General features: G+C 39.2%; 6 protein-coding genes. All 6 read left to right on the top strand.

All coding sequences use genetic code 11. The annotated features are described in order from the left end of the window. The first annotated feature begins 14 nt into the window (after window positions 1–14). The 6 genes from BWI92_RS19325 (at window position 15) to BWI92_RS19300 (ending at window position 13,242) form a co-directional block, all read left to right on the top strand. Window positions 15–1,742 carry a RagB/SusD family nutrient uptake outer membrane protein gene (locus BWI92_RS19325; protein ID WP_095165804.1) on the top strand — a complete coding sequence of 576 codons (1,728 nt, stop codon included), beginning with the start codon at window positions 15–17 and terminating at the stop codon, window positions 1,740–1,742. Between the two features lie 155 nt (window positions 1,743–1,897). Then, complete coding sequence (locus tag BWI92_RS19320; protein ID WP_095165802.1) at window positions 1,898–7,552, top strand: cellulose binding domain-containing protein; 5,655 nt, start codon at window positions 1,898–1,900, stop codon at window positions 7,550–7,552. A 354-nt stretch (window positions 7,553–7,906) separates the two neighbouring features. Continuing rightward, on the top strand, window positions 7,907–8,935 hold the full coding sequence (locus BWI92_RS19315) for a LacI family DNA-binding transcriptional regulator (protein ID WP_095165799.1): 1,029 nt from the start codon (window positions 7,907–7,909) through the stop codon (window positions 8,933–8,935). Window positions 8,936–9,149: 214 nt separating this feature from the next. Further along, entirely contained in the window at window positions 9,150–10,337 is a 1,188-nt protein-coding gene (locus BWI92_RS19310) for a glycoside hydrolase family 88 protein (protein ID WP_095165927.1), read from the top strand. 134 nt (window positions 10,338–10,471) lie between these two features. After that, window positions 10,472–12,373, top strand: coding sequence for a glycoside hydrolase family 97 protein (locus tag BWI92_RS19305; protein ID WP_217903453.1), 1,902 nt, complete (start codon window positions 10,472–10,474; stop codon window positions 12,371–12,373). A 20-nt stretch (window positions 12,374–12,393) separates the two neighbouring features. After that, window positions 12,394–13,242, top strand: a complete 849-nt coding sequence (locus BWI92_RS19300; protein WP_095165797.1) for an ROK family protein — start codon at window positions 12,394–12,396, stop codon at window positions 13,240–13,242. Window positions 13,243–13,551: the final 309 nt, after the last annotated feature.

Genomic DNA, 13,551 nt, shown 5'->3' with positions numbered 1-13,551 from the left:
AATGAATTAAGATTATGAAAATCAATAAGATATATATTAAAGCGGCTTTAGTTGGACTTTTGTTTACTACGGCCAGTTGTAATGACTTGGTGGATTTAAAGCCTATCAATGAAATTTCGGATGCCGATTATTGGAAAAATTCCGATCAATTCAAATTAGCTGCCAACGAATTTTATACCTACTTGCGCAGCTTCTCGGATATCCTAAACGATTCACCGCACTCTGACCGTAGAGCAGACTTTGTATTTGTTTCGGGTGGAAATGCTTTCAGTAATGGTACCAACACGATTCCACTGTCAGATGGTAACTGGAATAGTGCCTATTCAAGAATTCGCGCAACTAATTACTTAATCGAAAAAGCAAGCACTTATACACAACCTAATGACATTAAGCAGTTTGTCGCTGAGGCAAAGTTCTTTAGAGCTTATACGTACTTTGACTTATTGCAACAGTACGGCGAGGTGCCATTGATTACTAAAACATTAACGACCACTTCGAGCGAACTAAGCTCTCCTCGAAATTCTAGAGAAGAAATTGTTAATTTTATTATTCAAGATATCGAATCTGCTATTACGGATTTGCCATTAGAATCTGCTATTGCTGCCTCCGATAAAGGTAGAGTAAGTAAAGGTGCAGCACAGGCTTTTTTGGGTAGAGTAACCTTGTATGAAGGTACTTGGCAAAAATTTAGAGGAAATACAGCCCGCGCGAATACTTTGCTTGACAAATCTATCTCGAGCAATGACGAGGTCATGAAAAGCGCTTTGTATGAGTTGTTTGCCCCAACGGCCTTGGGTGATTCGGCACAGAAATATATGTTTATTTTGGAAAATCAGCAGTCCAACCCAGCCAATATTACCAAGGCTGCTAACAAAGAATATATTTTGGCGAACAGATATGATTTTGCTAGTCGCCAAATTAGGTTAAATATTACCCATTCCACACTCAACAATATTTATTGGGTAACACGCAAGTTTGCTACGCAATATCTTTGTCAGGATGGTTTGCCCATTGATAAATCGCCTTTATTCAAAGGCTTTGCGACCACAACATCTGAGTTTCAAAACCGAGATAATCGTATGCGCTACAACATGATGATTGATGGAAATTATTATTGGGATAACGAAAACCCTGGTGCCCGTGTAACATGGAAAGGAGATGCGGCTGATATAGCGGCTTCGAGAGGAAAACACAAATCAAATTCAAACTCTGGCTATGCCAATCAGAAATGGGCGACCGAACGCCGTTTGGACGATAACCAAGAAGGATATGATTTCCCTGTAATTCGTTATGCTGAGGTACTGTTAAACTATGCAGAGGCGGTTTATGAAAGAAATGGTTCTATCTCTGATGTCGACTTAAATCGTTCATTGAATCTGGTAAGAAATCGTGTAAACAAGACGATGCCAAGGTTAAGCAATGCATTCGTTTCGGCAAATGGCTTGGATATGCGTACAGAAATTCGTCGTGAAAGAAATATAGAATTGTATTTTGAAGGTTTCAGAAGAGATGATTTGATTCGTTGGAAAACGGCTGAAACAGAGTTGCCCATGGATATTCAAGGGATTCAATGGACGGGTACAGCCTACGAAACTTATTGGACGGGTATTAGAAACAACATTTCGAATGGTATCTACCGAATCGAGACAGGCAGAAGATGGCAAGAACGTAACTACCTATTACCAATTCCTTCCCAACAAATTCAGCTAAATACAAATTTGAAGCAAAACGCTGGCTGGTAATCCTGAATAATCTGATGACGTATAGGGTACAAAGTAAGACCCTATACGTTATTCCTAACATACCTATTCACTTCTTATTGATACTCTTTTTAAACATCCTACACTTCTACTTAAAACCTCGCAATTTGACTTTCTAACATTTACTAAACGTTGACATGAAAACTAATTTAACGTGGCAACTACGATTATTATTTCTAATAATTGTAGGATTAATGCCGTATGTCCATACGCAGGCTCAAACCTTTATTCACCCCGGTATATCTCACAAAAAATCAGATTTAGACAGAATGAAAGCCATGGTTGCTGCTGGAGTAGAGCCTTGGAAATCCTCCTTTAAATCTCTTTCTCAAAGTCCCTATGCCAGTTATAGCTATGCTGTTCGAGGCAATGGTAGTACAACTTTGGCAACGGTTTCGACCATATCTGGTTTCAATTATGATGACATCAAATACGATGGACTTGCAGCTTATTGTAATGCCCTCATGTGGTATGTAACAGGTGATGAACGTCATGCCAAAAAGGCTGTGGAGATTTTTAATGCTTGGTCCTATTTGCAAAGAATCAAGACTGGTGGTACCAGAAGCTTGGATGCTGGTCGTGTAATATGGAAATTGTTGGAGGGTGCCGAAATAATTAAGCATACCTACAGCGGTTGGAACAGCACAGATCTCGAAAGATTTAAGTCAATGTTGGTTTACCCGGGTTATTCTTCTACCATAGAACCAACGTCCCAGATTAACAGCGAAGAAGTTACTTTCTATTGGTTTATGTACAATGGAGATGCTGGGCGACACGGAAACCAAGGAATCTTCGGAATGAGAGGTGTTGCGGCTATGGGTATTTTTCTGGATAACCGTGTGATGTATGAACGCTCTATCAGATATCTAAAAGGTTTACCCCACCGCGCAGATGACCTTCCTTATCCAGCTGGACCACCGATCAATGGTACAACTCCGACAAGTGCATCGAATGAGTACCAAGAGGTATATGCGTTGAATGGCTTTGATAATGCTGTTCCTGACTATGGTTATAATGAGTTAATTCAAAACTATGTTTGGGAAAATGGTCAATGTCAAGAAAGTGCTAGAGATCAAACACACTCTTTAAACGGAGTCGGAAATATTTTGACTATTTGTGAAATGGCTTGGAATCAGGGAGACGACATCTATGGTTTTCTTGATAATAGATTGCTTAAAGGCATGGAGTATAGCTATCGTTACAATGTGTCTCTCAATTATCCATACCCCGACCAGACAAGTCCTTGGGAACCAACCGTAGAATCAGGTGAGTTTATTAGCCGTAGGGATAGGTCTGGTAGGTGGCAATCTTTAAGAATGAATCCACTCAATGAAGGAAAAACCGCCACCACTCGAGCAACTGGCTTTAAATTTGACCGTGCGCCTATTACCGAAATGGTATTGGGGCATTATCGCGACAGAATAGGTGTTAGTGCTGATAAATATAAATGGACTCAACGTGCCTATGACATTTCTACGCAAGAGTTAGGGGTAGAAAGTCAAGGATTTGAAGTGGATTATCCTGGTTGGGGCGGACTTACTTTTCATAGAACCTCTCTTTCTCCTGGTGATGCCTGTTATTTTGTCGATGGAAAACCTGTCTTTGCCATTCCAAGTTTTCCTGCCACTATCGAAGCAGAGAACTTTGATTATATCCCGACCGATGGCCAGAATAAGACCTATTATGATTTAAGTAGCACTAATATTGGCGGTCAATATCGTCCAAACGAGGCTGTTGATATCGAAAGTCATGGAAATGGTTCTTATCATCTTACGTCCTTAGAAGCTGGCGAATGGCTAAACTATACCGTGAGTGTGCCAACTGCTGGACGTTTTAAACTCAATATCAATGCTTTGATACTTGCTGCTGGTGGTAAAATCAAAATCGAGTTTGACGGAAGCGATAAGACTGGTGAATTTGAAATTCCTGTAAATGGAAATTCTACTTGGCAAACAATTACCATTGCACCTCAGGTAAGTCTACATGCAGGAGTTCAAAGCATGAGAATAAAAATCTTAGGAACTTCAAACGCCTTCAAATTGGATAATATCGTGGTGGAATACCTAGGTGCTTTACCTACTCAAACCATCAGTTTTCCGTCTATTGCGACGAAGTCATTTGGTGCTGCAAACTTCAATCCAGAAGCTATTGCAAGCTCTGGATTACCAATAATATACACAAGTTCAAATACCTCAGTTGCCACGATCGTGAACGGACTTGTTCAAATTGTAGGGGTTGGTTCTTGTTTAATCACAGCCTCTCAAGTAGGAAGTGATGATTATGCTCCCGCTCAGAGTGTGAGTCGTACACTATTGGTAACGGGTATTGCTGCTGGGGATTACCTTTCGTCTGGCAATATGAATTGGAATGGTGGCACTTGGAATATCGCTGATGGAAAAGGAGGAATTGCAAGCTCAACTACTATTGCTCCAAATGCCAATACGAATGTTCATATTCTAGCAGGACATACTGTGACCTTATCTTCAGTAGCAGGTTCGTGTAAAAGTTTGACCGTAAATCCGCAAGCTACACTTACCGAGACAGTTGCACTTACAGTAGCAAATAACATTATTATGGATGGTACAATGTCGCATACTGGGGCAATCACTACCAATGGCGATGTCTTTGTAGGTGGAAATTGGACAGCCTCAAGTAACTTAACCGTGGCAAAGAGTTTTTCTATTCAAAGTTCAGGCGTGTACAAATCTTCAACAGCTCCTGGTGGTTCGGTATTTAGCTTGACTGTTAATGGAACAGATGCTGTAGTACGAGTGGACGGAACGTTGGGAGGTACTTCTACGGGTAATAGTACGGTAGGAGAAGGTATTAGACTCTACCTCGGCGGAAGCGGTTCTCCAACGGTAACGGGAACTGGCATCGTGAATATTGCCCGTTTTCAACCAACAGGTAACAATATCCAGAATATCATTTTTGATATGGATATGAATTTTGGAAACAACAGTGTGCAGTCGAGTGGAATAAATACCTTTTCTCTTTTGGCAGGTACTTCCAATAAAACATTGACCATTAATGCAGGAAAAACGGTAAAGATTTCTAATCCAAATGGCTCTTTTCATTCTCCTACCAATGCTACAGAAGATAATACAGTGGCAGCGCTGAAATTAGGTGGAACCTCAAACTTCGGGAATATGACTTACAATATTTTAGGAACTTTAGATGTAAGCCAAGCACACTTTGTGGTCTATTCAAATACAAGTAATTCTAATCCTTCGGCGGTTCAGACCATTACTATTAATGTCGGAAATCAAGGTACGCTAAAATTGGGGTCTGATGTTAGAATGGCAAAAAATGTGGCGACACAAAATATCTTTGTAAATGTCGCAGATGGGGGCGTACTCGACGCTTCGACAACTCCTTTAAATTTGACAACGGCGCCTATTAGTACCAACGGTCATACGACCAACGGTTCGGGTCAGTTATGGTTTACGATGGCGCCCAATGCCCTATACAAACAAGCTGTAATTGCTGGTGTTGCGACACCAATTTGGGTTGGTGTGTCTAATACCAATTATAACCCTGTAACGATTACTCCTAGTGCTTCAACAATTGTTGAGGCTAGTATTCAAACAGGTTTTGCACCAAGTGGGCTGGAGGCTCAAACTACCGAAAAAGCCGTTAATCGTACATGGAGTTTGAAAACGAACAATGCTGTGAGTAGCTCTTTAAAGTTTGGATTCAACACTTCTGATTTGAATGTAGGGGCAAGCGCCACTCAAGGAATGAAGCTTATTCGTTATAACTCTTCAACAAATACTTGGGAAAAAGTAGCCAATAGCACGCCACAATTAGGTCAAAATAACAGCCTTACTGTTTCTTATGATAATGTTTCACCACTGTCGAGTTTTGTTCTGAGCAACAGATATTATGTGCCAGTGAATATTACGAATCTTAGTTCGTTTTACTGTAAAAATGCTCCTGCTGTAACACTTACAGGAACCCCTTCTGGTGGGACTTTTACAGTAGATGGTAATCCCGTAAGTGTATTCGATCCTGCAAGTTTATCTTCTGGAATGCATACAGTCATTTATGCTTTAGCAGATGGTGAAAATTCAGATACCTTGCAAGTGGAGGTAGGAGTCTCATTGACAGCTCCGAGTATTTCTGGCTCAGGGGTATATTATATGCCAAATACTGTTACATTAACTGCGTCTGGATGTTCTGGTACCGTTCGCTGGTCAAATAATACCTCAGGAAATACGCTAACACTTTCTGGTATAGGAAACTACGAAATCACGGCTACTTGCCTAGTTAATGGATGTGTTTCTCCTATCAGCGAAGTAGCAAATGTGGAAATCAAAAAGCTAGAACAGTCAATTACTTTTGAGGAAATTAGCAATAAGTTTATCGATGAAGCAGACTTTACTCCTGTGGTTTATTCAAGTGCTGGTCTAGGTATTTCGCTGAGTAGCTCAGATACCAGTATTGCTAAAATTTCGAATGGACAAATTAACCTTGTAGGCGTGGGCACCGTCCAAATTACAGCATCACAGGCAGGAAATGACAATTACAATCCTGCTGCTAATATCTCTAGGAGTTTTTCGGTATTGAGTTCAGTTAAAATAAAATATCAAAATGGGGATAATAGTACGACTAACAACCAAATAAAACCATTTTTGACATTGTTTAACGAAAGTAATCATGCTATTCCTTACAACGAATTGACCGTGAAATACTGGTTTACCCCAGAGAACTATTCGGGTATCAATTCATGGATTGATTATGTTGCCTTGGGTAATTCGAATGTGAAGATGAGTTACACTAATTTGGCAACACCTCGAAACAATACCCTCGGATATGTAGAATATAGCTTTTTAGCGGCGGCAGGTAATTTGGGAGCAAATGCGAACTCAGGGGTTATCCAATCCAGATTTGCCAATACAGATTGGTCGGATTTGAATGAACAAAACGATTATTCGTGGACAAATACCAATACCTCGGTCTATGTGAATAATATTACGGTTTACCGAAATGGTAAATTGATTTGGGGACAAGAGCCTTCTTCAATCCCAATAAATCAAACACTGAAAGTTTATGCGAATTCAAAATCACAGCCTAATTCAAATACCATTAGCACATATTTAACCTTGAATAATGAGGGAAATACTCAGCTGAACTACAAGGATATCAAAGTTCGCTATTGGTTTACGAAAGATGGAACGGCTAATTTGAACGCATTCTTTGACTTTGTACAATTGGGGAATGCCCAAGTTACTGGAACATTTGGAAGTGTTGCAAACAAGCAAGGGGCAGATTCGTATTTTGATCTTGGGTTTAATCCTAGTGCTGGAGTACTTTATCCGCTATCCAATTCGGGGAATATTAACTTTAGAATTGCAAAAGCAGACTGGAGTAATTTTAACCAAAATGATGACTATTCCTATCTCAATGTTAACGGAAATGCATTAACGCTCAATGCCAATATTTCAGTGTATTATCAGGGGAACTTGCTGTTTGGTTCAGAGCCAAATAATATGTCCAGTAATGTCATAAAAGAAAACCTCTTTCTTAATTCAGAGTTGTTGCAGTACTCGGTATACCCAAATCCTTCTTCCCAGAGCAACGTTAAACTAAAGTTGAAAAACGATGCAAAGATAGAAAATGCTGTACCAATTCGAGTATATAACAGCACAGGGATGCTTATTACAGAGAAGATAGTAGAGGCTGTTGAAGCGAGAACAATAGATCTCAATTTACCAGACTCCTTGATAACAGGTGTGTATTATGTCCAAGTTGGAAATTTGCCATCTGTGAAGCTAATCCTTCAAAAATAGATCAGGTTTTTACGAATTAGAGAGTCTTTTTAAGGCTCTCTAATTTTTTGCCTCTCTTGCTAATCCTCCCATACGCATGCTTACGTGCTTATGTTTTACCCCAAAAACTTTTTTATATATTTTTTATTAAAAAAGGGTATCAAATGTAAAAATTGGCATCTTACTATTGTAAGCTCCACAGAAATTGTACTTAGGGTATAAGATACATTATTAATTCAATAACAATTTGAAGCTAGAATAGCGGTACAGAATGAATGCAGATGTGTGTTTTTTCAAAAACCAGGTTTTTATATGAGAATAATCGTTTAACTTGTATGCTACTTCCCGAAAAATTTAAAACGATTGTGTTTGTAGATGAAAAAAATGTCTATCAAAGAGGTGGCAAGTGCACTTCAAATTTCTACGGCTACGGTGTCTTATATTCTTAATGGCAAGGCCAAAGAAAAACGTATTAGTCCTGAATTAACTAAAAAAGTAACAGCTTTTATTGAAGAAAATAACTTCAGACCGAATCATTTGGCCAAAAGCCTTCGAACAGGTAAAACGAATGTGATTGGCTTGATTGTAGAGGATATTGCCGATCCGTTTTTTGCGAGTGTTGCAGGACATATCGAAAATGTGGCTTACGAAAATGGTTACAAAATTATTTATAGCAGTACCAAAAACGATCCTAAAAAAGCCAAAGAACTGATAGACACATTTAGAGATCGTAATGTCGATGGATATATTATTACCCCTACAGAGGGTATTGATAGTGAAATCAAATATTTGATTGATAGTAAGTTACCTGTAGTTTTGTTTGATAGAAATTGTAATGATTTGGATGTGAGTTATGTAGGTATGAACAATTTTGAAAGCTCGTATCAAGCAGCCAAATACCTGATTTCTCAAGATTATAAAAATATTGCGTTCGTCACGCTTGACTCCGTACAGCCGCAAATGATTGATCGTTTACTTGGATACGAAAGAGCAATTTATGAAAACCGTTTGGTTTCCTATGTTAAAAAAGTAGAGTATCGTGCAGCTAAAGAGCATTTGATCATGGCCGAAATTGAGCATCTGCTCAACACGGAACCTCATATTGATGCGATATTTTTTGCCACTAACTATCTAGCAATCACAGGAATAGAATTGCTTAATAGACTGGGTGTAAAAATAGGAGAGGAGCTTGGGATGATGGTTTTTGATGATAATGATTTGTTTCGCATTCATCAACCTTCTATTTCTGCCATCGCTCAACCGATTCAGGAAATGTCCCAACAATTGATTAACGATTTGTTGGAACACATGCAAGATACCAACGAATATACCAACAGAACAACCGTTTTACCTGCACATCTTATCATTAGAGATTCGTCAAGTAAAACGCGCAAAAATGCTTAGTGGAATACTGGAATTGTAGATAGGAAAGTAATAATGCAAATCAAAATTGCATTATTACCCTCTGTAAGCCGTAGGCGTTAGGCAAAGCTATTTCCTTATCATAAATAATACTTTTAAACTTTTAGCTTATGGCCTAAGGCTTATAGCCTTCAGCCCTTTTATGTATATCCCTTTTTTTATTTATAGCTTAATCCTTTAAGCTAACATGATTGCTATGAGAAAACTAATTACAACGTGTTTATCTATGTGTTTGGCTTGGACTGTACAGGCACAATTCAATCCTCAAAAAGAAATTGATTATTGTGCCAATCAAGCGCTAAAAACGATACAGTCTTTACCAAAAGAAGGTCAAGGAAAGAATATTCCAAGAAGTATTGATAAGGATAAAACAGACTGGCGTTATGTCGATTACAAAGATTGGTGTAGCGGTTTTTGGTCTGGAGCACTGTGGTATTTGTATGAGGGTACCAAAAATCCTGAGTTTAAAGTCCAAGCGAAAAGATTTGACAAGCAACTAAAACCTCTATCCCAAGAAAAAGCGTTTGACCACGATTTAGGGTTTCAGATTTTCTGTAGCTATGGAAATGGTTACAGACTTACGGCTGATGCATCATACAAAAAGGTAATATTAGCCACAGCTGATACGTTGGCGACGCTCTATAATCCTAAGGTCGGAACTATTTTGTCATGGCCCAGAGAAGTAAAAAAGTTTGGCGCTCATAACACCATCATCGACAATATGATTAACCTCGAACTGCTATTCTGGGCAGCAAAATATGGGAAGCATAAAGAGCTGTACAACATAGCCGAAAAACATGCATTGACAACCATGAAGAATCATTTTCGAGACGACTACACCTCATATCATGTCGTTTTGTATGATTCTTTGACGGGTAAGAAGATTAAAGGAATAACTCATCAGGGCTATGCAGATCACACTATGTGGGCGAGAGGTCAATCATGGGCTATTTATGGATTTACGATGTGCTATAGATTCACCAAAAATCCTCAATTCTTAGATTTTGCGCAGAAAGTGACAGATGTGTATTTGAGGAATTTGCCAGATAATTCCTTGATTCCGTACTGGGATTTTAACACTCCTGAGATACCTAATACCACGAGAGATGCCTCCGCAGCAGCAGTGACAGCATCGGCCTTATTTGAATTGGCAACATATGTAAAAAGCCCAACAAAAAAGGCATTGTATCTCTCAAAAGCCAAAAAAATGGTAGAAAGTTTGTCATCCCCTGAATACCAAAGCAGGAAGGTAAACAATGCATTTCTTCTACATTCAACAGGAAATAGACCAATCAACGGGGAAGTGGATGCATCGATAATTTATGGGGATTATTACTACTTAGAAGCTTTGTTGAAATATAAGAAATTACTCAAACGTAACTGAATTTTTATCACTTAACCTCCGAATGTACCTACTCATCCCGTCTATTGGGGTTTTAGTTTTACACCTATTGGGATTAGATAGTTTTCCCGAATAGACGGATGAGCAACTCAGAAAAAACAATCATTTCTAAAATCATGATGAGAAAACTTACCATAACCTTGTGTATTTTTTTGATGCAAACCTATGTTTTTGCCCAAAAAGGACTTATTACTCAAACACTTCAAACTGTCAAATCACCTGATGGGAAATTACTCTGTCAACTTTATCAAAAGCTTGACAAAAAAGGGAACAAAGCTATTTATTACACATTAAGCTATAAAAATACCCCAATCATTTTGGAGTCAGAGCTTGACATTCAGCTGGATAATCATTTGTCAGAATTAGCAATGGCCTTGAAAGTAGACAAAACTACCAAATGGTGTGAAGATATGGAGTTTACCAAAGCGAGTACATCCGAGGTTGATTCTGTCTGGAAACCTTTATACGGAGAGCGATCAGTCATTAAGAATCGCTACACTTCTACGGCACTTTCGTTTCAAAAGGCTGGTAACCATGACTATAAAATGGATATTCAGGTAAGGTTGTATAATGAAGGTTTGGCACTTCGTTATTTTTTTCCTGAAAATCCCAAAGGTTCATATTACCAAATTACCGCGGAGAACACCGAGTTTGCCATGCCTGAAGGAACAACCGCATTTTACACACAATGGGCACAAGGAAAGTACCAAGAGCTTCCTCTCAAAGATTGGGTAGATTCAGGAGAAAGACCTATGCCTTTGCGACTTTCAAATGGGTTGTGGGCTTGTTTGGCAGAAGCTGAAATGGTGAATTATGCGCGTGGAAAATTTGCGCTTTCCAAAACCAAAAAGAATACCATTCAAACTAGCTTATATGGTGGAGTTGATGCTATTACCTATTTTGGCACGCCTTGGCGAGTAGTTATGGTGGGGGAGTCGGAAGGACAACTCATTGAAAATAATGATATTCTCCTGAATCTAAATCCTGCTAACAAGATTGCTAAAACAGATTGGATTAAGCCAGGGAAAATCATACGTGAAATGACTCTGACCACGCAAGGTGCCAAAGATGCGATAGATTTTGCCGCCAAAAATAACCTACAGTATATTCTATTCGACTGGAAATGGTACGGTCCAGCGCTGACCTGGGACACTGACGCAGCCAAAGTGGTCGCTCCAATTGATATGCCAGCTGTAGTAGCTTATGGTCAGCAAAAAGGAGTAGGTATTTGGTTATACGTCAATCTCCAGTCGCTTGTCAAACAGGCTGATGAGATTTTCCCTCTCTATAAAAAATGGGGTATTAAAGGAATCAAATTTGGTTTTGTGCAGGTAGGTTCTCAACATTGGACGTCTTGGGTTGAGGAGGCTATTAAAAAATGTGCTGCCAATGATTTAATGGTGAACATCCACGACGATTGGAGACCAACAGGTGAAATGCGAACCTATCCTAACCTCATGACGGCTGAAGGTATACGAGGCAATGAAGAGATGCCAGATGCAACCCATAATGTTACTTTGCCATTTACCAGATATATCGGTGGCGCTGCTGACTATACGATTTGTTATTACACCAATAGAATCAAAACTACGCATGCGCATCAGTTAGCTATGGCAGCGGTATATTACAGTCCTATTCAGACCTTGTTCTGGTATGACAAACCTTCACAAAGTAAGGATGAGCCAGAACTAGAATTTTGGCGCAAAATACCAACTACTTGGGATGAAACAAAGGTTGTAAATGGTAAGATTGGCGAGTACGTTACGATAGCTCGTAGGTCTGGGAATGACTGGTTTTTGGGTAGTATGACTAACAATACTGCTCGTAAACTTAATCTCGACTTTGGTTTTTTAGCAGTTGGGAAAAAATACAAAGCACATCTTTATTTTGATGATGCAACTGCAACAACCGCCACTAAGGTCGGATTGAAAACAATCAGTGTTGATCATACAAGTAAGTTAGAGGTAGATTTGTTAGCGTCAGGAGGATATGCAATTTGGTTTGAGGAGGAAAAATAGTTTAGAGAAACAGGTTAATTATGAAACATATAGGAGTTGATATTGGAGGCTCACATATTACATCCGCCCAAGTTGATTTACATAAAGGAGAGGTACTTACTGCTACCTTGTCGAGAGCAAAAGTTCACCCTCATGGAACTGCCGAAGAAATTTTGGGTACTTGGGCAAATACAATCAGAGAAGCACTGGGTGGTTCGGTAGAGGGGCAGATTGGTATTGCAATGCCAGGACCTTTCGATTATTTGACAGGAATTTGTTTGATGAAAAACGTCAACAAATACGAAGCCTTGTACGGACTAAATATCAAGGAAGAATTTTCGGAAAGACTTGGAATAGCCCCTGAGAACATCGTATTCAGAAATGACTCTGAGGCTTTTTTAGCGGGAGAAATGCGCTTCGGTGCTGGTAAAGGTTTTGACCGAGGTATGGGTATTACGCTTGGTACAGGTTTAGGCACCTCGATTTACGAACATAATGAAGCCCGAGATATGGCACTAGGTATCAATTACCCTATGTTGGAAGGAGTTGCGGAGGATTATATCTCTACCCGTTGGTTTGTAAGCACTTATCAACTCAAAACCCAGAAGTCAGTTGAGGGAGTAAAACAGTTAGTTCAGTTGTATTCTTCAGACGAGGCCGTACGTGAATTGTTTGAGGATTTTGGACAAAACCTTTCCTCATTTGTACATGGATTCATCAAACAGTTTACTCCTGAGGTGGTAGTCATTGGTGGTAATATTGCGAATGCTTCTGAAAAGTTTTTTCCAAACCTTTCCCAACAGCTTTCAGAATATCAACCTCCTATACAGCTCAGAAAGGCCATTTTGAATGAAGAGGCAGCTCTGCTCGGTGCTCTCAGTAACAAGTAAGCATCAGTACCTAATACTGTTGAATTCGGAGTTAGTGCTGTACTAATAAATCCGGATTTGGGATTTCTGATTTCGGAAATAAAGTAAAATACCTTTATTTTTTACAAAACATAAAAGCTTATACCTCCGAAATCCAACATCCGATATCCGAAATAGAAAGTTTTAAAATCCTTAGTACAACCCTAATTCGGAGTTTTGAATTATTCGGATATATTTTGGGAATAGAGGTATTTTACTCTATTCCTAGAATCAGCAATTCCCAAGTTGCAATAGTTGTAAACCATTCGTGTAGTACTATTCATGAATGGT

It is taken from the genome of Flectobacillus sp. BAB-3569, assembly GCF_002270355.1.
Lineage (GTDB): Bacteria > Bacteroidota > Bacteroidia > Cytophagales > Spirosomataceae > Flectobacillus > Flectobacillus roseus.
The sequence above is the reverse complement of the archived record's forward strand: the minus strand, read 5'-3'. Positions and strand labels throughout refer to the sequence as shown.